Consider the following 25727-nt stretch of genomic DNA (forward strand, 5'->3'; position numbering starts at 1 on the left):
AAGATTCACAATTTGCGCGCGATAATATCACACTTGATTTGTTACGCACGGTTCCACCAGCCACTTCTGCCAGCTGGCCGTTACCTGAGCGCGTTCTGCGACAAAACAGTCCAGCGCCACGTGGCCCGGCTGCTCCTGCAGCGCCAGGTGGTGAAGCTCGTCGCGCAGCGTCGTGTAGGCGCGGGTTAAGGCCTGCGCCTCCTGCTCGTCCATGATGTCGTTTTGTGCCAGCAGTTCCAGAATGCGCACGTTATCGGACCAGCGGGTCAGCTTCGGCTTGTCGTGCGCGTGGAGCAGCACCAGATACTGGGTAATGAACTCAATATCGGTAATCCCGCCCTCGTCGGCTTTGATATCAAAGCGATCGCGGTGTTTATTACCCAGGTGTGCGCGCATTTTCTCGCGCATCTCGCGCACTTCGGTCTGCAGCGTACTGCCCTCGCGCGGGGTGGTCATGACGTCCTTACGAATGGCATCGAACTGCGTTTTGAGCTGCGGATCGCCATACACCACGCGGGCGCGCACCAGCGCCTGATGCTCCCACGTCCAGGCTTCATTCTTCTGGTAATCGGCGAAGGATTCCGTTGAGGTGACCAGCATGCCCGCCGCGCCGGACGGACGCAGGCGCGCATCGACTTCATACAAAATGCCCGACGAGGTGCGGGTGCTGAACAGGTGCATAATGCGCTGGGCCAGGCGCAGATAGAACTGACGCCCGTCAATCTCGCGCTCGCCGTCGGTCATCACGTCAACCGGGCAGTCGTGCAGGAAGATTAAATCCAGATCGGAGCTGTATCCCAGCTCCCAGCCGCCGAGCTTGCCGTAACCGACCACGGCAAACCCTCGTCCCTCGCGGTCAGCAAGGTGCTTCGGCTGGCCATAGCGGGCCACCATCTGCACCCACGCCTGCTGCACGACCGCGTCGATGATCGCCTCCGCGAGCCAGGTTAAGTGATCGCTCACTTTCATCACCGGCAGCGTTCCGGCGATGTCCGCCGCCGCCACACGCAACATCTGAGCCTGCTTAAACTGGCGCAGCGCCTCCAGCTGCTGCTCTTCGTCCTCTTCCGGCACGCGCAGCAGATACTGACGCAGCTCGTCACGGTAGGCATCCGTCGCCGTGGGTTGATACAGGGTATTCGGGTCGAGCAGTTCATCCAGCAGCAGCGGATAGCGCGCCAGCTTGTTGGCCACCATCGGGGAGGCGGCGCAGAGCGTAATCAGGTGCTTGAGTGCCCCCGGAAACTCGCTCAAAAGCTCCAGATACGTGGTGCGCGTGATGATCCCGCTCAGCAGCGGCATCATGCGCGACAGCGGCACCGGCGCATCCGCCCGCGAGCAGACCTCGCTCAGCAGGTGCGGCATCAGGTGATCCAGCACCTGTCGACCGCGCGGGCCGATGGCGCGCTTGTTCAGCTCAAGACGGAAATCGGCAATCAGCGCCACCACGCGATGGCGAGCGTCGTCGGTTAAATGCGTCAGCACCGGCGTGGTGTCATCTTCCTGGAGCGCGTCCTGCCACAGCTCGCGCCAGTGCTCGGAAAGCGCATCGTCCTGCGATTCACTTTCATCATCACCAATCAGTTCGTTAAAGATGCGGCGCACGCCTGCCATGTGGGCATCGAGCCGTTCGGTCAGCGTTGACCAGTCATCCACGCGCATCCCCCAGGCCAGACGCGCCCGGTTAAGGTCATCCCCCGGCAGGGTCTGGGTCTGTTCGTCGTTGATGCTTTGCAGCAGGTTTTCCAGACGACGCAGGAACAGATAGGCCTCGCGCAGGGTTTGCGCGTCGCCGTCCGGCAGCAGGTGAAGCTGCTCGATGGCGCTCAGCGTCGGGAGCAGCGAGCGGGATTGTAGCGACGGCTCGCGCCCGCCGCGAATCAGCTGGAAGACCTGGACGATAAATTCGATTTCGCGAATACCACCCGCGCCAAGCTTGATGTTGTCCTTCAGCCCACGACGGCGAACCTCACGGGCAATCATCCCTTTCATATTGCGCAGGGACTGGATGACGCTGAAGTCGATATAGCGACGGAACACGAACGGGCGCAGCATGGCACGCAGCTCGTTGGCGTAGGCGTCATCGCTGTCGCCCATGATCCGCGCTTTGACCATCGCATAACGCTCCCAGTCGCGCCCCTGCTCCTGGTAGTAATCCTCCAGCGCGGCAAAGCTCAGCACCAGCGGGCCGCTGTCGCCAAACGGACGCAGGCGCATGTCCACACGGTAAACAAAGCCGTCCTGCGTAGGCTGATCCAGCGCCTTAATCAGACGCTGACCGAGACGGGTAAAGAACTGGGCGTTGTCCAGCTCGCGACGGCCGCCGCGCGTGGAGCCGTTCTCAGGCCAGGCGAAAATCAGGTCAATATCGGAGGAAAAGTTCAGCTCGCAACCACCCAGCTTGCCCATCCCCAGAATCAACAGCGGCTGAGGAACCCCTTCCTCGCTGCACGGCGTGCCCCACTCTTTACAGCAGGCGGCGTAGAGCCAGTCGCGCGCGGCGACAATCAACGTCTGCGCCAGCTCGCTTAACTGCTGCAACGTACTCTCTTCACTCACCAGTTCCAGCGCCTGCGCCCAGGCAATGCGCACCATCACATGACGGCGGAACTGACGCAGGACGCGCATCAGCGTCGCCTCATCCGCGACGTCTTCAAGCGCGGCCTGCAGCCAGCCGGCATAGTGCCGCCACTCGTCCGCCTGCGGCGGTGCGTTCTCAAACTCAGCCAGCCAGTCCGGGTAGACGGCGATGCTTTCCTGCACAAAATCACTGAAGGCGAGCACGCTTTTCGCCTGCTCGCTTAACGATGACGCCGGTAATGACTCAGGCAGACGTTCGCAAACGGTCTGCCACTGCTGCTGTAACGGTGAAGAAAGCGGCATTCTAGGGGTTCCTTGCCAGAGTTAACGTTTTCCGCTGTGCAGCCAGTACGGCTCCTGCGAAATGGCCTCATTACGGAAATGCTCAATTTCAATATGCTGACGGGTTTCGATGGCATGCTTCAGCCCCTGCCAGTTTTCCAGCCACGCCTGCGCCTGTGGCCCGTCGTAGGCACCGGAAAGGAGCAGCATGCTGTCGATGTTGCGCGAAAGACGGGGAAGCTGATCGCCATACTTATCGCCGAGCGGATACGCAAAGGTGCTCTTCAGTTCAGCGGCATGGCGGGAAAGATGAATGTCCGCGAAACGCTTAAAGTTTTCCGCGATTTTGGCCTCGGCTTTCGCATCCAGGAAGGCGCGCCAGCCGCGCGTGACCAGAAACTCGGTCAGCGCCAGTTTTGCCGAAGCGGCTTGCGGGCTGTAAATCGCCGTTTGCGCCGAGACGTCCGAGAGCATCAGCGTTTCGGTTTGCGTCAGCAGATCACGTAAGTGAGCGCTCGCTTTGCGAGGAACGATACCGCCGAACAGCGCAAGGGTATGGCGCACCAGGGCAATCGCCGCGAGAACGTGAGATTTAGCGTTTTTCACATTTCGCACCCACAGCTCTTCGTGGTACTGCCACTGCGAAAGCGCCAGCTCCAGCGCGGCTTCCAGCCCCTGCTCAACGCTGGCTTTCGGCGCAACGCGCAAAATGGTCGTCTCTTTCAGGACGCGCGGCGCATTTCCGGCCGCCAGATGGTAACCCCGCGCGGCTTTACTCAGGCTTCCCTGACGCAGTCCGGACTGACTCACCAGCCTGCGCGCCAGCTTCAGCACGTCATTCGCGTCCCCTTCCAGCAGTTCAAGCTCCAGTTCACAAATGGGTTCCTGGAACTCTCCCGTCTTCACCTCACCGAGATCGAGAGCGATTTCGATGCGGCTTTTACCTTCCGTCACCAGCCATTTCTCGCGCCAGAAATCGGTGCTGAACAGCGGCTGCACCTGTTCTGCCAGCGTGGCAGGCAGCTCGCCTTCCGGCCAGACGTCCGCCGGGAAGCGTTCGAGCTCAAGTTCTGGCTGACTGATGTCGATATTGTATTCCGGACGCTGATGTAACCCGCCGACCACGCGGCCGGCAATTTTCATCGTCATCTCGTAGCGCCCGCTCGCGCCACGGATGCGCAGCCCCATATCGTGGCGGCGCAGCCAGTTGTCCGGCGTTTCGTAATAGATATTAAGCAGTTGTACCGGTGCATGGTGTTCGCCGGAGAGCGTATGCAGATGCTGGCGGAGTGCGTCAACGCTGTCTTTTTCGACGATAAATTTTAATTCGATTTCCTGAGCCATAGCCTTGTACTTTTGCGGGCGTCACAGACGCGTCAATGAGGGCGAACTTCCTCGCCATTTGTTTGTCAGTACATAGTATTTTGCGCCAAATTGCCATGCAATGAGCAATTTGTCGGGCGTAAATGTCCAGAGTCGTGACACAGATGATTCTGATTGCTGACGAATGCTTTGCGTAGAGACACTGTTGCCACTACTATCGTTCCACTATTTATGAAAATAACGACTAATGATGCTTAAATTACGCCTGATTGGACTTACTTTACTCGCTTTTAGCGCCGCAACAGCCGTGCACGCTGAAGAGAAGCGTTACGTTTCTGACGAACTGAACACCTGGGTACGCAGTGGCCCCGGAGATAATTATCGCCTCGTGGGCACGGTCAATGCCGGCGAGGAAGTCACCCTGTTACAGACCAACGCGGACACCAACTACGGTCAGGTTCGCGACAGTTCTGGCCGTACGTCCTGGATCCCGCTGAAAGAGCTGAGCACCGTGCCAAGCCTGCGCACCCGCGTGCCGGATCTGGAAAATCAGGTGAAAACCCTGACCGACAAGCTGAACAACATCGACGGAACCTGGAACCAGCGTACCGCCGAAATGCAGCAGAAAGTGGCGCAGAGCGACGGTGTGATTAACGGGCTGAAAGAAGAGAACCAGAAGCTGAAAAACGAGCTGATTGTCGCGCAGAAGAAAGTGAATGCCGCCAACCTGCAGCTCGATGACAAACAGCGCACCATCATCATGCAGTGGTTTATGTATGGCGGCGGCGTGCTGGGCGTCGGTCTGGTGCTGGGTCTGGTTCTGCCGCACCTGATCCCAAGCCGTAAGCGTAAAGATCGCTGGATGAACTAATTCGTCTTCTCTGCCAGACTTACGTATCATTCTGGAAAAGAGAAAACGGGAGTGTCAGGCGTGAAGAGTTATCTGGTCGGTGGTGCGGTTCGTGATGCGTTGTTAGGTCTGCCGGTCAAAGATAAAGACTGGGTGGTGGTGGGCGCCACCCCGGAAGAGATGCTCGACGCGGGCTACCAGCAGGTAGGCCGCGATTTTCCCGTGTTCCTGCACCCGAAAAGCCGCGAAGAGTATGCCCTGGCGCGTACCGAGCGGAAATCAGGTTCGGGCTATACGGGCTTCACCTGTTATGCCGCGCCTGACGTCACGCTGGAGGAAGATCTCCTGCGTCGCGATCTGACCATTAACGCGCTGGCGCAGGACGAGCACGGCCAGATTGTTGACGCTTATGGCGGCCAGGACGATCTGCGCAACCGTCTTTTACGCCACGTCTCCCCGGCGTTTTCTGAAGATCCGCTCCGCGTGCTGCGCGTGGCGCGTTTTGCCGCGCGTTACGCCCATCTCAGCTTCCGTATTGCCGATGAGACAATGGCGCTGATGACCGCCATGACCGAGGCGGGCGAGCTTGAACACCTGACGCCAGAGCGCGTCTGGAAAGAGACGGAGAATGCCCTCACCACGCGTAACCCGCAGGTCTTTTTCCAGGTCCTGCGCGACTGCGGCGCGCTGAAGGTGCTGTTCCCGGAAATAGACGCGCTGTTTGGCGTCCCGGCTCCGGCGAAATGGCACCCGGAAATTGATACCGGCGTGCACACGCTGATGACCCTGAGCATGGCGGCCATGCTCAGCCCTGACGTGGACGTGCGTTTTTCCACCCTGTGCCACGATCTGGGCAAAGGCTTGACGCCAAAAGAGCTCTGGCCTCGGCATCACGGGCACGGTCCGGCCGGGGTGAAGCTGGTCGAGGGGCTGTGCCAGCGTCTGCGCGTGCCGAACGAAATCCGCGATCTGGCGAAACTGGTGGCCGAATTCCACGATCTGATCCACACCTTCCCCATCCTGAAACCGGCCACCATCGTTAAGCTTTTCGATAACATCGACGCCTGGCGCAAACCCCAGCGCGTGGAGCAAATCGCGCTGACCAGCGAAGCTGACGTGCGCGGGCGTACCGGGTTTGAAGCGTGCGACTACCCGCAGGGACGTTTACTGCGTAAAGCCTGGGAGGTAGCGAAAGCGGTGCCGACGAAGGACGTCGTCGAGGCGGGATTCAAAGGACCGGAAATTCGCGAAGAACTCACGAAACGGCGAATTCAGGCGGTCTCTGACTGGAAGGAAAAGCATTGCCCTCAGCCGAAAGACTGAGGGCGGTTGGTCATCAGAAAAAGACCACGTACACGGCAGCCGCGACGATAAAGCGGTAGATCGCGAACGGAATGAACGAGATACGCTTAATCAGCTGCAGGAAGGTTTTGATGGCAATCAGCGCCACGATAAACGCGGTGATGAAGCCAACGGCGAACATGGGAATGTCGCCCGTGGTGAGGAAACCGATGCTTTTATAGAGGTCAAGCGCGGTGGCACCCATCATCATCGGCACCGCCAGCAGGAAAGAGAACTCTGACGCGGCGTAACGGCTTACGCCCATCAGCATCCCGCCGGAGATGGTTGCGCCTGAACGTGAGAAGCCCGGCCACAGCGCCAGACACTGGAAGCAGCCAATGATAAACGCCTGACGATACGTCATATCGTCCAGCCCTTCCGCGCGCGGCGTTTTTGGCTTCAGCACTTCCGCGGCGATCAGCAGGAAGCCGCCCACCACCAGCGCGTACATCACGTTAATCGGGTTAAACAGCGATTTGATGGCGTCGTGGAAAACCAGCCCCAGCACCACTGCCGGGACCATCCCAAGCAGAATATGGATCAGCGACAGGCGGCCTTTACTCATCCCTTCGTGCTGCGGCGGACGGCCAAAATGGATACCGATCAGGCCAAACAGACGGCGCCAGAACATCACCACCACCGCCAGAATCGAACCCAGCTGGATAACCACTTCGAACGTTTTGGCGGTATCGCCTTCAAAGCCCAGCAGATGGCCAACGATAATCATATGGCCGGTACTGGAAACCGGTAAAAACTCCGTCAATCCTTCGACCACACCCAGTATTGCCGCCACCAGCAGCGAGTGCATATCGCTCATCTATAAACCCCTAAAAAAATATAAAAAAAACGGTCGCCCCAACGGCTACCGTGAAAGATACAGCTATAAGACAGATATAACCTAAAAGGGTTTAGCTATTATGACGTTAAATCTTGCCTTTCAGATTTGTGCCACGCTCGATGATGACGCCAACGTTGGCGGCGCGCGCCACCGCGCCAGGCTTGCTCAGCTTGATGCGCACCCACGGTGAGTTGAATTTTTTCAGCAGCAGTTCTGCGACTTCTTCCGCCACCCGTTCGACCAGCGCAAAACGTTGCCCTTCAACGTGGGCGATGACCGTTTCACTGATATCGGCGTAGCTCAGACAGTCATTCACGTCATCACTTTTTGCCGACTTGCGGTTATCCCAGCCCATTTCGATATCGAACACCAGCTTCTGCTCGATGGTCTGTTCCCAGTCGTAAACACCAATAGTGGTGATTACCGAAAGTTGCTCTATAAATACAATATCCATCACGACCTGCCTGCTTTTTGGCTAAACCGGATACCACTTCCGGCGAATTATGCGTATTATCCACAGATGCTGAGAATACAGATACATTTTCAAAACGGAACAGCGTTATGAGTGCAATCGCGCCTGGAATGATCCTCCTCGCCTATCTTTGCGGCTCAATCTCCAGCGCCATTCTGGTCTGCCGCATCGCCGGGTTACCTGACCCGCGTGAAAGTGGTTCCGGGAATCCGGGAGCGACCAACGTACTACGAATTGGCGGCAAGGGAGCAGCCGTAGCGGTTTTGATTTTTGATGTTCTGAAAGGGATGCTACCCGTCTGGGGCGCGTATGCGCTGGGCGTCACGCCGTTCTGGCTGGGGCTTATTGCGATTGCTGCCTGTGTCGGCCACATCTGGCCCGTATTCTTCGGTTTTAAAGGCGGCAAAGGTGTGGCGACCGCCTTTGGTGCCATTGCGCCTATCGGCTGGGACCTAACCGGCGTGATGGCCGGGACCTGGCTACTGACCATTCTGCTGAGCGGCTATTCGTCGCTGGGCGCCATCGTCAGCGCGCTGATCGCGCCGTTCTACGTCTGGTGGTTCAAGCCCCAGTTTACCTTCCCGGTGTCGATGCTCTCCTGCCTTATCCTGCTGCGTCATCACGATAATATTCAGCGCCTGTGGCGTCGTCAGGAGACAAAAATCTGGACGAAGCTCAAGAGGAAGAAAAAAGACGCCCCGTAAGGTTAGTTATGCCTTATAGCCAAATGTGATTTTGGTCACCTTCTGCCTGTGGTAACTGTTAATGACACAATACAACCACATCAGAAGAAAATGGCAGAAATCACAGAAACCACTCCCCTTTCAACGGCAGGAAAACACCCCGATGGCGACATCCAGTGGGTGCGCAGCGCCTCGGATGTCTCACGCCTCGTTAATGACGGTTCTCAGGGTCGGGCCAACGCCCGTATCGTGGTCGGTATCGCGCTGGGCGGGATTTTCCTCGATGCCTACGATCTGGGCGCGCTGGCCTTCGGCATTAAAGACATCACCCGCGAATTTAACCTGACGCCCGCCGGTACCGGCATGGTGGCCTCGGCCATTACCTTTGGCGCCATTGTCGGGGCGCTGCTCGGCGGTTATCTCACGGATAAAATCGGGCGCTATCGCGTCTTTATGGCTGATATGGTGTTCTTCGTCGTAGCGGCTATTGCCTGTGCGCTGGCTCCGAACGAATATGTGCTGGCGGGTGCTCGCTTTGTCATGGGGCTTGGCGTCGGGATCGACCTTCCCGTGGCGATGGCGTTTTTAAGCGAGTTCGCCAGGCTGAAAGGCCCCGGCAATAAGGCCTCCAGCGTCGCCATGTGGTGCCCCACCTGGTATGCCGCCATCAGTATCTCCTACCTGCTGGTGCTTTTCTTCTACGCCGTGCTGCCGGAAAGCCACAGCGACTGGCTGTGGCGTTTGATTCTCGGCTTTGGTGCCGTGCCGGCGCTGGTGATTATTGCCATCCGCAGCCGCTATATGAGCGAATCGCCGGTCTGGGCGGCGAATCAGGGCAACCTGAAGGAGGCAGCGTCCATTTTACGCCACTCATACAACATCAATGCCCACGTACCGCAGGATGCGCTGAGCCAGCCAGCCCCCGTCGTGAATAAAGCGAAATGGTCTAACTACCTGAACCTGTTCCGCGGCATCTACTTGCGGCGCACCACGCTCACCACGCTGCTGTCCGTCGTCTCCTCGTTCGCCTATAACGCGGTGGCGTTTGGCCTGCCGGTGATCATCTCCAGCTTCTTTGTCCAGTCGATGCTGACCACCATCCTGATATCTCTGGCGCTTAACCTGCTGTTTGCCTTCGTTGGCGGACTGCTGGCGGTACGCTACGTGCCGCGCTTCGGCGCATGGCGAATGTCGCTGGCGGGTTACGCCTGCCAGCTGGTCGCGCTGCTGGGCCTGGGGTTGATTGGTCGTCCGGAAGGCGCCACCGAAGGCGTGCTTGCCGTGGCGATGCTGGCGCTCTTCCTGTTCGGCCAGGGCTTCGGCCCGGGCGCGCATACCATGACGTTTGCCTCGCTGAGCTACCCGACCTCGCTGCGCGGCGTTGGCGTGGGCCTTAACCAGACGCTGATGCGCAGCAGCTCGACGCTGTCGCTGTTCCTGTTCCCGCTACTGGTCGCCTCGCTGGATACCGCCGTGTTCTGGGTAATTGCGCTGGCGCCGTTTATCGGCCTGGCCTCGCTGCTGGCGATCCGCTGGGAGCCATCGGGGTATGATGTGGATGCGGAGGATTACCGCTAATGACCTCGCTTCGGTGGGTTAACCCCACCGAAGGATTCTTACAAATCATTCAGCAGCGTTCGGGAAAGTTTTTTCAGCATCTCAAGCTCTTCATCATTCATCCGCATGCTGCAGCGTATCTGGTCCGGCAGCGCCATCACCTGCTTTTTCAGTGCGTTAGCCTTCTCCGTCAGAACGACATTTTTCATTCTTTCGTCACCCACAACCGCGATACGGTTGAGAAACCCTTTTGCCTCAAGCTTTTGCACCAGCGGGGTCAATGTACCCGAATCAAAAAACGTCTTATCGCTGAGATCGCGAAGTGGAATGTTGTCTTTCTCATAAAGCGCCATCAAAACAACAAATTGCGGATAGGTAAGATCCATTTCCTGCAATAAGGGACGATATTGCCGAACGAACGCGTTGGTGACTGAGTACAGTGAGAAGCAAAGTAAATCATCTAACGTCTTGTTTTCTTTCATTTCTCTTTCAACCCTTAGTCAGTTTTATAAAAAAATTATAAATAAAGTTTGACTAAAAGTATCTTGCGCGCAAGTATTACAACAACAACTTAATAGCGCACTACTTAAATAACATCACTGTCTAACACTCGCTTAAAGAGGTATTACCATGAAAACATTAGCCGCCATCCTGGTTTCTTCCGTGTTCGCGTCTGCTGCAGCATCCGCCCACACCACCAATACCCCTACCCCGACCGCAGGCGTACAGGCATTTCTTAATGTTCTGAATTCGGGCAAGGGTAAGCCAATGGAACAGATGACCCCGCAGGAGGCCCGTCAGGTACTGATCGGCGCGCAGCAAGGCGCAAAACTGCCGCCCGCTCAGGTTTCAGAAAAAACGATCCAGGTAAATGGTCAGGCGATCAAACTGAAAATAGTGAAACCTGAAAACGCGACCGGCACGCTCCCGGCATTTATGTTCTTCCACGGCGGCGGCTGGGTGCTGGGTGATTTCCCAACCCACGAACGCTTAATCCGAGATCTGGTTCGCGCGTCAGGTGCCGCAGCGGTTTACGTTGATTACACGCCGTCACCTGAGGCCCATTTCCCGGTGGCCATTCATCAGGCCTTTGAAGCGACAAAATGGGTAGCCGAGCACGGTCAGGAAATTGGCGTGGACGGTAGCCGTCTGGGTCTGGTCGGTAACAGCGTGGGCGGCAATATGGTGGCTTCCGTGGCGCTGCAGGCAAAACAATTTAATGGGCCAAAAATTCGCTACAACGTCATGCTCTGGCCTGTGACCGATGCGAATTTTGATACTGCCTCGTATAACCAGTTCGAGAACGGCTATTTCCTGTCGAAAAACATGATGAAATGGTTCTGGGATAACTACACCACCAACGCGGCCGATCGCAACAATATCCTTGCCTCTCCGCTTCGCGCCAGCGCCGCGCAGTTGAAAGGCTTCCCGGAGACGCTGATTCAGACAGCAGAGCTGGACGTTCTGCGGGATGAAGGTGAAGCATTCGGGCGTAAGCTGGATGCGGCTGGCGTCCCGGTGACCGTCACGCGCTATAACGGCATGATCCACGATTACGGCCTGCTCAATCCACTGAGCGAAGAGCCTACGGTCAAGGTTGCCCTGGAGCAGGCTGGCGCAGCGCTGCATGAGCACCTGAAATAACGGCATCGCGATGTTTGTCAGACAGCACGTCCTCCGGGCGTGCTTTTTGTTTCGTCTTAACCGCCATCCATAAGCGACTCATATGACAGCCTTCATTTCTGCCAGGGCATACTGAAACGACCCGATGATGAGCAGATGGATGCAGCATGTTAGCAGCTCAGGTCACTGATAATTCGTACAAAGGCTGGCAGGCGTCGCTTGCCCTGCAGTTTTGTCACACCCCTGAGAAAACCCTCCTGCACTCCGCTCATCACGTCGGGCCGCTTACCGTTCAGCGTCCATTTTATCCCGAAGGCGAGACCTGCCACCTCTATCTTCTGCACCCGCCGGGCGGGGTTGTGGGCGGCGATACGCTGGATATCACCGTGCGTCTGGACGCCAAAAGCCATGCGCTTATCACCATGCCCGGCGCCAGCAAGTTCTATCGCAGCAGCGGCCCGCAGGCTCGCCTGCATCAGCACTTTTATCTCGATGAGGGATCCACGCTGGAGTGGCTGCCGCAGGACACCATTATCTTCCCCGGTGCGAATGCCGCACTGCGCTCCGTCTTCCACCTGAAGGCCTCCAGCACGCTGCTGGCGTGGGAGCTGTACTGCCTGGGACGACCGGTAATCAATGAGGCCTTCAGCCACGGCACGCTGGAAAGCCGCCTTGAAGTCTGGGTTGAGGACGAGCCACGCCTGATTGAACGTCAGCACCTTGCCGACGGCGATCTCACGCCCGTCGCCGGGCATCCGTGGATTGGCACGCTGCTGTTCTACCCGGCCAGAGAAGAACATCTCGAGGCGGCGCGTGCGCTGCTCGCCCCGCTGGATACGTTTGCGGGCGCCACGCTCGTGGACGATCTCATGTCGGTGCGCTTTCTCTCTCACGATAACCTGATTTGTCAGCGGGTGATGCGCGACGTCTGGCAGTCGCTTCGCCCGCTTCTCACCACCAAAACCGCCTGTTCGCCGCGTATCTGGCAGACATAAGAGAAACGTTATGGAACTGACCCCCAGAGAAAAAGACAAGCTGTTGCTGTTCACCGCCGCGCTGGTTGCCGAACGCCGCCTTGCGCGCGGGGTAAAGCTCAATTACCCGGAATCAGTCGCGTTGATCAGCGCCTTCATCATGGAAGGCGCGCGCGATGGTGAAACCGTCGCCTCGCTGATGGAGGCAGGCCGCCACGTCCTGACCCGCGACCAGGTGATGGAGGGCGTACCGGAGATGATCCCGGATATCCAGGTGGAAGCCACCTTCCCGGACGGGTCCAAGCTCGTGACCGTCCACAACCCGATCGTCTAAGGAGCGCGTGATGATCCCTGGCGAATACCAGATCCAGCCCGGCGCGATTGCGATCAACGTCGGGCGCGAAACCCAAACCGTGATTGTCGAAAATCACGGCGACAGGCCGATCCAGGTCGGATCGCACTATCACTTTTACGAGGTCAACCCGGCGCTGAAGTTTGACCGTGAGGTGACTCGGGGCTACCGGCTGAACATCCCGGCAGGCACCGCCGTGCGCTTTGAGCCCGGCCAGAAGCGCGAAGTAACGCTGGTTCAGGTCACGGGTGCGCAGCGCATTGTCGGCTTTCGCGGCGAGGTAATGGGCGAGGTGAAACATGGCTGAGATTTCGCGCCAGGCCTATGCCGATATGTTCGGCCCCACCACCGGCGATAAAGTGCGGCTGGCCGACAGCGAGCTGTGGATTGAAGTGGAAGACGATCTCACGATCTACGGCGAAGAGGTCAAGTTCGGCGGCGGGAAGGTGATCCGCGACGGCATGGGCCAGGGGCAGATGACCGCAGACGACTGCGTGGATCTGGTGCTGACCAACGCGCTGATCGTCGATCACTGGGGGATCGTGAAAGCCGATATCGGCGTCAAGAACGGGCGGATTTTTGCCGTCGGTAAAGCCGGCAACCCGGACATTCAGCCCGGCGTAACGATCCCGATTGGTGCCGCAACCGAAGTCATCGCCGCCGAAGGGAAGATCGTCACCGCAGGCGGGATCGACACCCACATCCACTGGATCTGCCCGCAGCAGGCGGAGGAGGCGCTGGTCTCCGGCGTCACCACCATGATCGGCGGCGGCACCGGACCCACAGCGGGCACCAACGCCACCACCTGCACGCCGGGGCCGTGGTATATCGCCCGCATGCTGCAGGCCGCCGATACGCTGCCGGTGAATATCGGCCTGCTCGGCAAAGGTAACGGATCCAATCCGGACGCCCTGCGCGAGCAGATTGCCGCGGGCGCCATCGGGCTTAAAATCCACGAAGACTGGGGCGCGACGCCTGCGGCGATCAACTGTTCTCTGGAGGTGGCCGAAGAGATGGACATTCAGGTGGCGCTGCACAGCGACACGCTGAACGAGTCCGGGTTTGTCGAAGATACGCTGGCCGCCATTGGCGGGCGCACCATCCACACCTTCCACACCGAAGGGGCGGGCGGTGGCCACGCGCCGGATATCATCACCGCCTGCGCACACCCGAATATTCTGCCCTCCTCCACCAACCCAACGCTGCCCTACACGGTCAATACCATCGACGAGCATCTCGACATGCTGATGGTTTGTCACCACCTCGACCCGGATATCGCCGAGGACGTGGCGTTTGCCGAATCCCGCATTCGTCGGGAGACCATCGCCGCCGAAGACGTGCTGCACGACATCGGCGCGTTCTCGCTCACGTCGTCAGACTCGCAGGCCATGGGCCGCGTCGGGGAAGTGATTATCCGTACCTGGCAGGTGGCGCACCGCATGAAGGTCCAGCGCGGCGCGCTGCCGGAAGAGACTGGCGAGAACGACAATTTCCGCGTGAAGCGCTACGTCGCCAAATACACGATTAACCCGGCGCTGACCCACGGTATCGCCCATGAAGTAGGCTCGATTGAGGCGGGCAAGCTGGCAGATCTGGTGGTCTGGTCCCCGGCGTTCTTCGGCGTAAAACCCGCCACCATCGTCAAAGGCGGGATGATCGCCTGCGCGCCGATGGGTGACATCAACGCTTCAATCCCCACGCCGCAGCCGGTCCATTACCGCCCGATGTTTGGCGCACTGGGCGCCGCGCGCCACGCCACGCGGCTGACGTTTGTCTCGCAGGCCGCTCACGCGAACGGCATCCCCCAGCAGCTCAACCTGCAGAGCGCCACGGCGGTGGTGAAAGGCTGCCGGACGGTGAAAAAGGCCGACATGATCCACAACGCTCTGCAGCCGAACATCACCGTTGATTCGCAAACCTACGAGGTGCGCGTCGACGGCGAACTGATTACCAGCGAACCGGCTGACGTTCTGCCGATGGCGCAACGCTATTTCCTGTTTTGAGGAGTGATGATGATTTATCTGACCCAACGCCTGGACCATGCGCATCAGACTACCGCCAGCGTCACGCTGCCGATTGACGTGCGGGTGAAAAGCCGCGCCCGCGTGGCGCTTAACGACGGCCGCGAAGCCGGGCTGATGCTGCCGCGCGGCCTGCTGCTGCGCGGGGGCGACCTGCTGACCACCGACGACGGCAGCGAAGTGATCGAAGTGATCGCCGCCCCGGAGTCGGTCTCCGTGGTGCGCTGCGCCGATCCGTTCCTGCTCGCCCGCGCCTGCTACCACCTGGGCAACCGCCACGTGCCGCTGCAGGTCATGCCCGGCGAGCTGCGCTATCACCACGATCACGTTCTCGACGACATGCTGCGCCAGTTTGGGCTGGAGGTAACCTACGCCAGCCTGCCGTTTGAACCGGAAGCGGGCGCGTACGCCAGCGATGCCCACAGCCATAGCCACGCTCATACCCATTCACATTAAGGATCCATCATGCGCAAGTTACTCCCGCTGTTACTGCTGGCCTTTTCCGTTCCCGCGCTCGCGCATCCCGGCCACGGCGCCGACAGCTTTCAGGCCGGTTTTTTCCATCCGCTGACCGGGCTCGATCATCTCCTGATGCTGACCGGTGCTGGCGTGCTTTCAGCGCTGAGCGGCCGCAAGCTCCTGCTGCCGTTTGCCACCCTCGGGCTGATGCTTGCCGGCGCCATTGCGGGCAGCCTGCTCGGCGGCTTTAGCGGCATGGAGATGCTGATTATCGCCTCGCTGGCGGTCAGCGGCGTGATGATGTTTAAAACCGAAAATCGCCTGCTGCTGGCGGTGCCTGCCCTGGCGATGTTCCACGGCTGGGCACACGGCGTGGAGATGTCCGGCCATAATTTCTGGCTCTTCACCAGCGGGTTTATGTTCGCCAGCGCCACGGTGCTGTGCGCCAGTTTCGCCGCAGGATTGCTGCTGCGCCGTCACGACGGGCTGCGTAAAACCTTTGGCGGCGGGCTGATTGTGTCCGCCCTGCTGGCGCTGATGAGCTGATGGAGCACGCCCGCCAGAGGCTGCGCCTGATGCAGCTCTCCAGCAGCAGCCTGCCGGTCGGGTCGTTTACCTGGTCGCAGGGGCTGGAGTGGGCCGTTGAGGCGGGCTGGGTCACGGACGCCGACGCCTTTAAACGCTGGCAGATCCAGCAGATGGAGCAGAGTTTTTTCTGCGTCGATCTGCCGCTGTTTCACCGTCTCTGCCAGGCCTGCGATCGGCACGATCTGGCAACGGCCCCACGCTGGACGGCATACCTGCTCGCCTGCCGGGAAACGCGCGAGCTACGCGAAGAAGAACGCAACCGCGGGGCAGCCTTTACGCGCCTGATTAAAAGCTGGGAGCCGGACTGCCCGGTAGAATGGCTGGCGCTGTGCAGGCAAAGCCAGCTCTGCGGCATGGCGTGGCTCGGCGTGCGATGGGGCATTGACGTGCGCGAGCTGGCGTTGAGCCTGGGATACAGCTGGATTGAGAGCGCGGTCATGGCGGGCGTTAAGCTGGTGCCGTTTGGGCAGCAGGCCGCGCAGCAGCTGATTATCGAACTGAGCGACCATTTTGCCGCCGGGCTTGAACAGGCCTTTTTACGTCGCGACGACGTGCTGGGCGCAGCAACGCCGCTGTCCGCCATCGCCTCCGCGCGCCACGAAACCCAATATTCACGACTATTCCGTTCCTGAGGAGTCAACATGGCTGATTACAAACATCCCCTGCGCGTGGGCGTGGGTGGCCCGGTAGGGTCGGGCAAAACCGCGCTGCTGGAAGCGCTCTGCAAGGCGATGCGCGATACCTACCATCTTGCGGTGGTAACCAACGATATCTACACCAAAGAGGATCAACGCATCCTGACCGAAGCGGGCGCGCTGGCGCCGGAGCGCATCGTGGGCGTGGAGACCGGCGGCTGCCCGCATACCGCCATCCGCGAAGATGCCTCAATGAACCTGGCGGCGGTGGAAGCGCTCAGCGAGAAATTCGGTAATCTGGACCTGATCTTCGTGGAAAGCGGCGGGGACAACCTGAGCGCGACGTTCAGCCCGGAGCTGGCGGATCTGACCATCTACGTGATCGACGTGGCCGAAGGGGAAAAAATTCCGCGCAAGGGCGGGCCGGGGATCACCAAATCCGATTTTCTGGTGATTAACAAAACCGATCTCGCGCCGTACGTCGGCGCCTCGCTGGAGGTGATGGAACGCGACACCAACCGCATGCGCGGCGAGCGTCCATGGACGTTTACTAACCTGAAGGCGGGTGACGGCCTGGGGACGATTATTGCGTTTCTGGAAGAGAAAGGGATGCTGCGGGTGTAGTGCGGTTTGTTGCCCGGTGGCGCTGCGCTTACCGGGCCTACAAAACCGTAGGCCGGGCAAACGACGTGCCGCCCGGCAAAAAAACTCACGCCTCAGGCAGTTCCGCCAGCGGCCAGCGCGGACGCACGGACACGCTCAGGTCAGACGTTGCGCCAGCGTTCAGGCGCACCATCCCGGCGTAGGCGATCATCGCCCCGTTATCGGTGCAGAATTCCGGACGCGCGTAGAACACTTCTCCGCGACGCTTTTGCATCATCTCGGCGAGCTTCGCGCGCAGCGTGCGGTTGGCGCTGACGCCGCCCGCCATCACCAGACGCTTGAAGCCGGTCTGATCCAGCGCGCGCTTGCACTTGATCATCAGCGTATCCACCACTGCATCTTCAAACGCGCGGGCGATATCGGCGCGGGTCTGATCGCTGTCGTCGTTATTGCGGATCGTGTTGGCTGCGAAGGTTTTCAACCCGGAGAAGCTGAAGTCCAGCCCCGGACGGTCGGTCATCGGACGCGGGAAGACAAAGCGCCCTTCCGTTCCCTGCGCCGCCATTTTGGACAGCATCGGGCCGCCTGGGTAATCGAGTCCCAGCAGCTTGGCGGTTTTGTCGAACGCTTCACCGGCGGCGTCGTCGATTGACTCGCCCAGCAGCTCGTACTTGCCAATCCCCGTTACGCTGATCAGCTGGGTATGTCCACCGGAGACCAACAGTGCCACAAACGGGAATTCAGGCGGATTCTCTTCCAGCATCGGCGCCAGAAGGTGCCCTTCCATATGGTGAACCGGGATGGCCGGCACGTCCCACGCGAAGGCCAGCGAACGGCCAACCGTCGCGCCGACCAGCAGCGCGCCGACCAGGCCCGGACCGGCGGTATAGGCCACGGCATCAATATCGGTTGAGCTCAACCCGGCCTCTTTCAGCGCCGCCTGGATCAGGGGAACCGTTTTACGCACGTGGTCACGAGAGGCCAGTTCAGGCACGACGCCGCCGTAGTCAGCGTGCAATTTCACCTGACTATACAGTTGGTTGGCCAGAAGCCCTTTTTCGTCGTCGTAAATGGCGATGCCGGTTTCATCGCAGGATGTTTCAATACCCAGTACACGCATGACTTGTTTTACCTCGTTTCAATACCGCGCAGTGTAGAGCCTGGGCGGGTTGATGTAAAACTTTGTTCGCCCCAGGAAGAAGGCTCGTGTATACTCCTCACCCTTATTAAAGTCCCTTTCAAAATCGCATCGGTGCTTTACAAAGCAGCAGCATTTGCAGTAAAATTCCGCACCATTTTGAAATAAGCTGGCGTTGATGCCAGCGGCAAACCGAATTTATTAAAGGTGAGAGTTACATGCCGGTAATTAAAGTACGTGAAAACGAGCCGTTCGACGTAGCACTGCGTCGCTTCAAACGTTCATGCGAGAAAGCAGGTGTTCTGGCTGAAGTTCGTCGTCGTGAGTTTTATGAAAAACCAACGACCGAACGTAAGCGCGCTAAAGCTTCCGCTGTGAAACGTCACGCGAAGAAACTGGCTCGCGAAAACGCACGCCGTACTCGTCTGTACTAATTGGTTGAGGGCCTCAGCCCTCAATTGACAGACAGAGTAATAGTCGTAAGGCCGTGCTTCCGGAAGGAATGCGCGGCTTGTTTTCGTTTATAAGTCGCTTAAATTTTGGGGCATATGGCCGGAAGAATCCCACGCGTTTTCATCAATGACCTGCTCGCCAGAACCGACATCGTCGATCTCATCGACGCGCGGGTAAAGCTGAAAAAGCAGGGCAAGAATTACCATGCGTGCTGTCCGTTCCATAACGAAAAAACCCCCTCCTTCACCGTAAACGGTGAAAAGCAGTTTTACCATTGCTTCGGCTGTGGTGCTCACGGTAATGCCGTTGATTTTTTAATGAACTACGACAAGCTCGAGTTCGTTGAAACCGTCGAAGAGCTGGCGGCAATGCATAACCTTGAAGTGCCGTATGAAGCAGGCAGTGGGCCAAGTCAGATCGAGCGCCATCAACGGCAAACGCTGTATCAACTGATGGATGGCCTGAATTCGTTTTACCAACAGTCTCTTAAGCACTCTGCGGCTGAGCCTGCGCGTCAGTATCTGAACAAGCGCGGACTGAGCGACGATGTCATTGCGCGTTTCGCTATTGGCTACGCCCCGCCCGGCTGGGACAACGTGTTAAAGCGTTTTGGCGGCAATAGCGAAGATCGTAAATCTCTCATCGATGCAGGCATGCTGGTCACCAACGACCAGGGACGAAGCTACGACCGCTTCCGCGAACGGGTGATGTTCCCAATCCGCGACAAGCGAGGCCGGGTAATTGGTTTTGGTGGTCGCGTGCTGGGTGATGCCCTGCCGAAGTACCTCAACTCCCCGGAAACCGATATTTTCCATAAGGGCCGCCAGCTTTATGGTCTTTATGAGGCGCAGCAGGATAACGCGGAACCTCCGCGTCTTCTGGTCGTCGAAGGCTATATGGACGTCGTTGCGCTGGCGCAGTACGACATCAACTACGCGGTGGCGTCGTTAGGAACGTCCACCACGGCGGATCACATTCAGCTGCTGTTCCGCGTGACCAACAACGTGATTTGTTGTTACGACGGAGACCGCGCCGGACGCGATGCCGCCTGGCGCGCGCTGGAAACCGCGCTACCCTATATGACCGACGGGCGTCAGTTGCGCTTTATGTTCCTGCCCGACGGTGAAGACCCGGATACGCTGGTGCGTAAAGAGGGTAAAGCGGCGTTTGAAGCGCGGATGGAGCAGGCTCAGCCGCTCTCCACGTTTTTGTTTAACAGCCTGATGCCGCAGGTCGATTTGAGTACCCCTGACGGGCGCGCGCAGCTCAGCACGCTGGCGCTGCCGTTAATCAGTCAGGTGCCCGGCGAAACGCTGCGCATCTACCTGCGTCAGGAGCTAGGCAACAAGCTCGGCATTCTGGATGACAGCCAGCTTGAACGTTTAATGCCTAAACAGGCTGAAAACGGCACGGTTCGCCCCGCGCCTCAGCTAAAACGCACAACCATGCGTATACTGATAGGGTTACTGGTCCAAAACCCCGAGCTGGCACCACAGGTGCCGTCGCTGGCGGGTTTGAACCACGAAAAATTGCCCGGACTTGGCTTATTTTCAGAACTGGTCAACACGTGTTTATCGCAACCAGGTCTGACCACCGGACAACTTTTAGAGCATTATCGCGGCACAAAAGAGGCCGCTACCCTTGAAAAATTGTCGATGTGGGACGATATAGCAGATAAGGACATTGCAGAAAAAACGTTCACCGACTCACTCAACCATATGTTTGATTCGATGCTTGAGCTGCGCCAGGAAGAGTTGATAGCTCGCGAGCGCACACACGGTTTAAGCAGCGAAGAACGCCGGGAGCTCTGGATGATTAACCAGGAACTGGCGAAGAAATAAGTCAAAGACAAAAGTATTTAACGGCTTAAGTGCCGAATATCGATCGGGAAGCCCCCGGCAGCCGCACTGAGAGGCAGCGGCAAAAATATAAGTACGCCCTCGCTTTAAAGGTTGGCAGCCCCATCGCCGACACCAATCAAACGAATTAAGTGTGGATACCGTCTTATGGAGCAAAACCCGCAGTCACAGCTGAAACTTCTTGTCCAACGTGGTAAGGAGCAAGGCTATCTGACCTATGCCGAGGTCAATGACCATCTGCCGGAAGATATCGTCGATTCAGATCAAATCGAAGACATCATCCAAATGATCAATGACATGGGCATTCAGGTGATGGAAGAAGCACCGGATGCCGATGATCTGTTGCTGGCTGAAACCTCCAACAACACTGACGAAGATGCGGAAGAAGCTGCTGCACAGGTACTGTCCAGCGTGGAATCTGAAATCGGGCGTACCACTGACCCGGTCCGCATGTACATGCGCGAAATGGGTACCGTTGAACTGTTGACCCGCGAAGGCGAAATTGACATCGCAAAACGCATCGAAGACGGGATCAACCAGGTTCAGTGCTCTGTTGCCGAGTACCCGGAAGCGATCACCTATCTGCTGGAGCAGTACGATCGCGTTGAAGCGGAAGAAGCGCGCCTGTCTGACCTGATCACCGGTTTTGTCGACCCGAACGCTGAAGAAGATATGGCGCCTACCGCCACTCACGTCGGTTCTGAGCTGTCTCAGGAAGAGATGGATGACGACGAAGACGAAGATGAGGAAGAGAGCGACGACGACACCGCGGACGATGACAACAGCATCGACCCGGAGCTGGCGCGCGAGAAGTTTGCCGAGCTGCGTACCCAGTACGAAGTGACGCGTGACACCATCAAAGCGAAAGGCCGCAGCCACGCTGCCGCTCAGGAAGAGATCCTGAAGCTGTCTGAAGTGTTCAAACAGTTCCGCCTGGTGCCAAAACAGTTCGACTACCTGGTGAACAGCATGCGCGTGATGATGGATCGCGTACGCACCCAGGAACGTATCATCATGAAGCTGTGCGTTGAGCAGTGCAAAATGCCGAAGAAGAACTTCATCACCCTCTTCACCGGCAACGAAACCAGCGAAACCTGGTTCAACGCGGCTATCGCGATGAACAAGCCATGGTCTGAAAAACTGCACGACGTGAAGGACGATGTCTATCGCGGTCTGCAGAAGCTGCAGCAGATTGAAGAAGAGACCGGTCTGACCATCGAGCAGGTCAAAGACATCAACCGTCGCATGTCCATCGGTGAAGCGAAAGCCCGCCGTGCGAAGAAAGAGATGGTTGAAGCGAACTTGCGTCTGGTTATCTCTATCGCCAAGAAATACACCAACCGTGGTCTGCAGTTCCTGGATCTGATTCAAGAAGGCAACATCGGTCTGATGAAAGCGGTAGATAAGTTTGAATACCGTCGTGGTTACAAGTTCTCCACCTACGCAACCTGGTGGATTCGTCAGGCTATCACCCGCTCTATCGCGGATCAGGCGCGCACCATCCGTATTCCGGTGCATATGATTGAGACCATCAACAAGCTCAACCGTATCTCCCGCCAGATGCTGCAGGAGATGGGCCGCGAGCCGACGCCGGAAGAGCTGGCCGAGCGCATGCTGATGCCGGAAGACAAGATCCGTAAAGTGCTGAAGATCGCCAAAGAGCCAATCTCCATGGAAACACCAATCGGTGATGATGAAGATTCGCATCTGGGTGATTTCATCGAGGATACCACCCTCGAGCTGCCGCTGGACTCTGCCACCACCGAGAGCCTGCGTGCCGCAACGCACGACGTCCTGGCTGGCCTGACCGCCCGTGAAGCGAAAGTGCTGCGTATGCGTTTCGGTATCGATATGAACACCGACCACACGCTGGAAGAAGTGGGTAAACAGTTCGACGTTACCCGCGAACGTATCCGTCAGATCGAAGCGAAGGCGCTGCGTAAGCTGCGTCATCCAAGCCGCTCTGAAGTGCTGCGTAGCTTCCTGGACGACTAACCTGTCCTGACCGTGAAAAAGCTCCCAATCGGGAGCTTTTTTTTTGTTTATTCCCTCTCCCTTTGGAGTGTGGGCTCCCCAGTAATTTATAAGCAGAAGCAATAACCTTGTTCCAGAACAAGTGAAGACTTTCAGCGATGCTCTGGTCCGGCTGTAAATCACTGAGGCGTTTCCTGCAGGCCGTGGCGAGGCGCATGGATGCGCCGAGAGGGCGGGTCGCCAGGGTGGTGGCGACTGAGCCATCCTGGCACGTTCACAGGTCATGTCGTGACAGAGTAGCAAGGAACATAAAGTGAACGGAATGACCACCACGGCCGTATATTCCCCTCACCCAAACCCTCTCCCCGGAGGGGCGAGGGGACTGTTCCGTGCTGCCATAACGTTGTGGGGATCCCTCAGTCATGTGGGGAGAGGGTGAGGGCATCCAGGCCGCAGAGGCTTAAAGCCCCCGCACCATCAGCGCCTCATCCAGCTCCCGATACGCCTCTACCAGCTTGTCCAGCGTCGCCCTGTTGAGCCCGCTCGGGTTCGGCAACACCCACACCTGCGTCACGCCAATCATAATGCTCTGCTTACCCCACTTAGCTCCGCGCTGGCTAAATGCCTGCTCGTAGGCCTGCTTGCCGAGGATCGCCAGCGCGGCAGGCTGGTAGTCTTCAATCTTCTTCACCAGCTCCCGCCCGCCGCTGCGCAGCTCATGCAGGTTGACCTCGCTTGCCTGCACCGTCGGCCGCTCGACCAGCATGGTGATTCCGCAGCGCGTGTCCAGCAGGTGCTGCTCCTCTTCAGGCTTGAGTAACCTGTCGGTAAACCCGGCCTGGTAGATCACCTTCCAGAAGCGATTGCCCGGATGGGCAAAGTGAAAACCGGTGTGCGCCGAGGACTTGCCAGGGTTAATTCCGCAGAACACCACCCGCAGGCCAGGGGCCAGAATATCGTTGATCATCTTTACTCCCGCTGATACATCGTCAGGGAAGTATAAAGGATTGATTATGCGTTGTTTATAAAAACAGCAGGCAGGTGTGAATGGCTGGATTGCTGCGGGGAGTTACTTTATAATTCACCGCCACGGCCCCTTAGCTCAGTGGTTAGAGCAGGCGACTCATAATCGCTTGGTCGCTGGTTCAAGTCCAGCAGGGGCCACCAAATTTTAGCTTTAGAATCATATAATTAAGCCACTCAATTGAGTGGCTTTTTTATTGTTTTTTTTAAACCCGCTAACCCTGGCTCAGCGAAGCCGCCTGGACACGTCCAGAGGCACCAGGAGTCGCAATCAGGCGCTCCACGGACTCCATCGTCACGAACGTACAGCTGCAGTCAACATTGGTGCACTGGTGATAGCGCTCTTTGGTATTTTCACTTAAATAGCGACTGGTACGCGCATGCGCTGAATGCTTGCACTTAGGACAATGAAACATGTACCCCTCCATTTAATTCACATTTTGTGAATCAATAATACCCAAAATAAAACCAATAGCAACTAAATTACTCACTATCAACAGTAAATTTTTCGTCGCTGACGTTCAGCTCAAGCTTAAGCTGCGTGGTAAATCCGCTATCGTTGAGGGTATGCACCACTTCGCTGATGATCCACGCCTGCTCGTCGATGACGCGTTTAAAACCGTTTACCAGCACCGGCGTTTCTGGGAACAGATCGGCGCGTCCCAGGGCAAGCTGGATGGAAAACTCTACGGTTCCCCGCTGAAGCGCGCGCCACTTAGCCTCTGCGGCCCTGAGCGCCTGCTCTTCAGAGGCATAAACCGTGGTAAGCTCAAATACGTTCTCCGCCGATCCCACCAGCCTCTCTTGCGGCTTCTGCTCCTTGCCTCCTGTTTCCGCTACTGGTGCGACGGCATCCGGGTGCTGCAGTGCTTCTGTCGGCTGCCCCCCTGATTGACATGAAATACTCAATTGAGGATTTTGTTGCTTTGGGTCGCGCGTTTGCAGCCATTTGGCTGTCACGCCGGAATAATTTTCACGGTCAGCGACGGAAAAAAGATGCTTATCGCCATCCCCACGCTCAATCATCATTAAGGGAATCGGCGTGCCGCTGGCCGTCACGGCCTGGCCCGCTTTCATAAAGATAATCTTCCCGGCTTTGATTGAAACAAAGGCGCCATTACGTTCGGCCAGTCGGGAGAGAAACGCAGCGTCTGTCTCCTGAGACTGATCGATATGAGAAATGGCAATCGATGAAAGACCTGCCGCAACGCTGGCAGTTAACTGGTTACGCTGAGCAATAGTGTTGACTATCGCGCCAATCGTCGTGTCATGCCACGACTGTTCGCGCCGCACGTTTAGCTTTCCACGAAAATCCGCGCTGCATCCCCGAATCGTTAGCGTGTCCGGTGCGCCCCGAAACTCAATCGTATCGATCGTAAAGCTCCCTTTCGGCTGGAGCGGGGTTCCCTCCCATCCCAGCCATAAGGAGAGCCTAGCCCCCCGGGCCGGCAAGTCTAGCAGCCCGTCGGAATCATCCAGTTGAATATCCAGCTGATCGGCTTCCAGCCCACGTTTGTCGATCATGCTCAGACTGATAAGGCGGTGGCTGAAATTCTGTGTTACATCGCGATCGTCAAGCTTAAGCATAAAATCAGGGGCGATTTTCCCACCCGCCCGGATATTCATTTCGGTGATCATCCCACCAGCCCTCCAATGCTATTACGTGCGCTCGTCACCAGCTCTTCGGCCTGGGTTCTCAGATCGCCAAACATCGTCATCAGCGATTCGTCCACGCGTTTCAGTTCCAGCGTAAAATTAATTTTTCGGGCAGTACCGTCACTGTAAAAATCCGAATGCGTATGCGTGACTTTCTCAATGATAAACATGCCGTGAATGATGCCGGTTCCGTCTATCAACGGCCATGCCCTCCCCTCATTCGCCATCAGCTCGACCGCCTTAAGGGAAAGCCGCCCTCCCGTGAGCTCCGGGTAAAGCAGTCCGGAGAGGGTAAAAGATGTCTCGCCTTCGCCAAGGTACTGCCAGGCTTTAGGTTTCCCGATCCGGTCGTTGGACGCCCAGCGGTAGTCCTTTGTAAACTGCATTGTCTGATAGGGTAAAGTTCGTCGTTCAAAGACAAACAGACCCAGCACCATTAACAT

Annotated in this window: 26 protein-coding genes and 1 tRNA gene; 17 read left to right on the forward strand and 10 right to left on the reverse strand. The window is 57.8% G+C overall.

Going from position 1 to position 25727, the window contains the following annotated elements; all coding sequences use genetic code 11:
• Positions 1-27 precede the first annotated feature (27 nt).
• Positions 28-2883 carry a bifunctional [glutamate--ammonia ligase]-adenylyl-L-tyrosine phosphorylase/[glutamate--ammonia-ligase] adenylyltransferase gene (gene glnE, locus ABFV38_RS18740; protein ID WP_348957780.1) on the reverse strand — a complete coding sequence of 952 codons (2856 nt, stop codon included), beginning with the start codon at positions 2881-2883 and terminating at the stop codon, positions 28-30.
• Positions 2884-2904: 21 nt separating this feature from the next.
• On the reverse strand, positions 2905-4206 hold the full coding sequence (locus ABFV38_RS18745) for an inorganic triphosphatase (protein WP_262780096.1): 1302 nt from the start codon (positions 4204-4206) through the stop codon (positions 2905-2907).
• A gap of 229 nt (positions 4207-4435) precedes the next feature.
• Between ABFV38_RS18745 and ABFV38_RS18750 the strand changes: the two genes are divergently transcribed.
• Positions 4436-5056, forward strand: a complete 621-nt coding sequence (locus tag ABFV38_RS18750; protein ID WP_025912514.1) for a TIGR04211 family SH3 domain-containing protein — start codon at positions 4436-4438, stop codon at positions 5054-5056.
• Positions 5057-5116: 60 nt separating this feature from the next.
• A complete protein-coding gene (locus tag ABFV38_RS18755; protein WP_045910159.1) occupies positions 5117-6358 on the forward strand; it encodes a multifunctional CCA addition/repair protein in 1242 nt (413 codons plus the stop codon).
• Between the two features lie 13 nt (positions 6359-6371).
• Here the strand turns inward: ABFV38_RS18755 and bacA are convergent, their stop codons facing one another.
• On the reverse strand, positions 6372-7193 hold the full coding sequence (bacA, locus tag ABFV38_RS18760) for an undecaprenyl-diphosphate phosphatase (RefSeq protein ID WP_023617357.1): 822 nt from the start codon (positions 7191-7193) through the stop codon (positions 6372-6374).
• Between the two features lie 106 nt (positions 7194-7299).
• Positions 7300-7668, reverse strand: coding sequence for a bifunctional dihydroneopterin aldolase/7,8-dihydroneopterin epimerase (gene folB / locus ABFV38_RS18765; protein ID WP_023309215.1), 369 nt, complete (start codon positions 7666-7668; stop codon positions 7300-7302).
• 107 nt (positions 7669-7775) lie between these two features.
• Here folB and plsY point away from each other — a divergent pair, with 107 nt between their 5' ends.
• Both plsY and ABFV38_RS18775 read left to right on the forward strand, forming a co-directional pair.
• Positions 7776-8390: a glycerol-3-phosphate 1-O-acyltransferase PlsY gene (gene plsY, locus ABFV38_RS18770; protein ID WP_008502955.1), complete on the forward strand. Its 615-nt coding sequence runs from the start codon at positions 7776-7778 to the stop codon at positions 8388-8390.
• A gap of 90 nt (positions 8391-8480) precedes the next feature.
• Complete coding sequence (locus tag ABFV38_RS18775; RefSeq protein WP_348957783.1) at positions 8481-9947, forward strand: MFS transporter; 1467 nt, start codon at positions 8481-8483, stop codon at positions 9945-9947.
• Positions 9948-9985: 38 nt separating this feature from the next.
• Here the strand turns inward: ABFV38_RS18775 and ABFV38_RS18780 are convergent, their stop codons facing one another.
• Positions 9986-10408 (reverse strand): MarR family transcriptional regulator, encoded by a 423-nt coding sequence (locus ABFV38_RS18780; protein ID WP_126534079.1) that lies wholly within the window; start codon positions 10406-10408, stop codon positions 9986-9988.
• Positions 10409-10556: 148 nt separating this feature from the next.
• On the opposite strand from ABFV38_RS18780, the gene ABFV38_RS18785 reads away from it, so the two are divergent.
• The 9 genes from ABFV38_RS18785 (at position 10557) to ureG (ending at position 17202) form a co-directional block, all read left to right on the forward strand.
• Positions 10557-11570, forward strand: a complete 1014-nt coding sequence (locus ABFV38_RS18785) for an alpha/beta hydrolase (RefSeq protein ID WP_023617354.1) — start codon at positions 10557-10559, stop codon at positions 11568-11570.
• A 146-nt stretch (positions 11571-11716) separates the two neighbouring features.
• Complete coding sequence (locus ABFV38_RS18790) at positions 11717-12544, forward strand: urease accessory protein UreD (protein ID WP_348957785.1); 828 nt, start codon at positions 11717-11719, stop codon at positions 12542-12544.
• 10 nt (positions 12545-12554) lie between these two features.
• A complete protein-coding gene (locus ABFV38_RS18795) occupies positions 12555-12857 on the forward strand; it encodes an urease subunit gamma (protein ID WP_003862556.1) in 303 nt (100 codons plus the stop codon).
• A 10-nt stretch (positions 12858-12867) separates the two neighbouring features.
• Positions 12868-13182, forward strand: a complete 315-nt coding sequence (locus tag ABFV38_RS18800) for an urease subunit beta (RefSeq protein ID WP_024906478.1) — start codon at positions 12868-12870, stop codon at positions 13180-13182.
• A complete protein-coding gene (ureC, locus tag ABFV38_RS18805; RefSeq protein ID WP_348957787.1) occupies positions 13175-14878 on the forward strand; it encodes an urease subunit alpha in 1704 nt (567 codons plus the stop codon). Before ABFV38_RS18800 ends, ureC begins: the two co-directional genes overlap by 8 nt.
• 9 nt (positions 14879-14887) lie before the next feature.
• Positions 14888-15352, forward strand: coding sequence for an urease accessory protein UreE (ureE, locus tag ABFV38_RS18810; protein WP_045909994.1), 465 nt, complete (start codon positions 14888-14890; stop codon positions 15350-15352).
• 9 nt (positions 15353-15361) lie between these two features.
• Positions 15362-15901 carry a HupE/UreJ family protein gene (locus ABFV38_RS18815; protein ID WP_235402271.1) on the forward strand — a complete coding sequence of 180 codons (540 nt, stop codon included), beginning with the start codon at positions 15362-15364 and terminating at the stop codon, positions 15899-15901.
• A complete protein-coding gene (locus tag ABFV38_RS18820; RefSeq protein ID WP_348957788.1) occupies positions 15901-16575 on the forward strand; it encodes an urease accessory protein UreF in 675 nt (224 codons plus the stop codon). Before ABFV38_RS18815 ends, ABFV38_RS18820 begins: the two co-directional genes overlap by 1 nt.
• Positions 16576-16584: 9 nt before the next feature.
• Positions 16585-17202, forward strand: a complete 618-nt coding sequence (gene ureG, locus ABFV38_RS18825; protein WP_008503187.1) for an urease accessory protein UreG — start codon at positions 16585-16587, stop codon at positions 17200-17202.
• Between the two features lie 85 nt (positions 17203-17287).
• Here the strand turns inward: ureG and tsaD are convergent, their stop codons facing one another.
• Positions 17288-18301 (reverse strand): tRNA (adenosine(37)-N6)-threonylcarbamoyltransferase complex transferase subunit TsaD, encoded by a 1014-nt coding sequence (gene tsaD, locus ABFV38_RS18830; protein WP_045909996.1) that lies wholly within the window; start codon positions 18299-18301, stop codon positions 17288-17290.
• A gap of 236 nt (positions 18302-18537) precedes the next feature.
• Between tsaD and rpsU the strand changes: the two genes are divergently transcribed.
• From rpsU to rpoD, 3 genes are all read left to right on the forward strand, one after another.
• A complete protein-coding gene (gene rpsU, locus ABFV38_RS18835; RefSeq protein ID WP_001144069.1) occupies positions 18538-18753 on the forward strand; it encodes a 30S ribosomal protein S21 in 216 nt (71 codons plus the stop codon).
• Positions 18754-18867: 114 nt separating this feature from the next.
• Positions 18868-20613: a DNA primase gene (dnaG, locus tag ABFV38_RS18840; RefSeq protein WP_003862574.1), complete on the forward strand. Its 1746-nt coding sequence runs from the start codon at positions 18868-18870 to the stop codon at positions 20611-20613.
• Positions 20614-20778: 165 nt separating this feature from the next.
• Positions 20779-22626 (forward strand): RNA polymerase sigma factor RpoD, encoded by a 1848-nt coding sequence (rpoD, locus tag ABFV38_RS18845; protein ID WP_023333459.1) that lies wholly within the window; start codon positions 20779-20781, stop codon positions 22624-22626.
• A gap of 439 nt (positions 22627-23065) precedes the next feature.
• Here the strand turns inward: rpoD and mug are convergent, their stop codons facing one another.
• Positions 23066-23572 (reverse strand): G/U mismatch-specific DNA glycosylase, encoded by a 507-nt coding sequence (gene mug / locus ABFV38_RS18850; RefSeq protein WP_008503183.1) that lies wholly within the window; start codon positions 23570-23572, stop codon positions 23066-23068.
• 124 nt (positions 23573-23696) lie between these two features.
• Here mug and ABFV38_RS18855 point away from each other — a divergent pair.
• Positions 23697-23772: transfer RNA gene (locus ABFV38_RS18855), tRNA-Ile, on the forward strand.
• A 71-nt stretch (positions 23773-23843) separates the two neighbouring features.
• Here ABFV38_RS18855 and ABFV38_RS18860 read toward each other — a convergent pair.
• The 3 genes from ABFV38_RS18860 to ABFV38_RS18870 all read right to left on the reverse strand — a co-directional run bounded on the left by ABFV38_RS18860 (position 23844) and on the right by ABFV38_RS18870 (position 25727).
• Complete coding sequence (locus ABFV38_RS18860) at positions 23844-24044, reverse strand: ogr/Delta-like zinc finger family protein (RefSeq protein ID WP_048224951.1); 201 nt, start codon at positions 24042-24044, stop codon at positions 23844-23846.
• Positions 24045-24111: 67 nt separating this feature from the next.
• Positions 24112-25266: a phage late control D family protein gene (locus ABFV38_RS18865; RefSeq protein ID WP_348957792.1), complete on the reverse strand. Its 1155-nt coding sequence runs from the start codon at positions 25264-25266 to the stop codon at positions 24112-24114.
• Positions 25263-25727, reverse strand: a complete 465-nt coding sequence (locus ABFV38_RS18870) for a phage tail protein (protein ID WP_111967458.1) — start codon at positions 25725-25727, stop codon at positions 25263-25265. Before ABFV38_RS18870 ends, ABFV38_RS18865 begins: the two co-directional genes overlap by 4 nt.

This window comes from Enterobacter cloacae complex sp. Mu1197, assembly GCF_040059225.1.
GTDB lineage: Bacteria > Pseudomonadota > Gammaproteobacteria > Enterobacterales > Enterobacteriaceae > Enterobacter > Enterobacter quasiroggenkampii.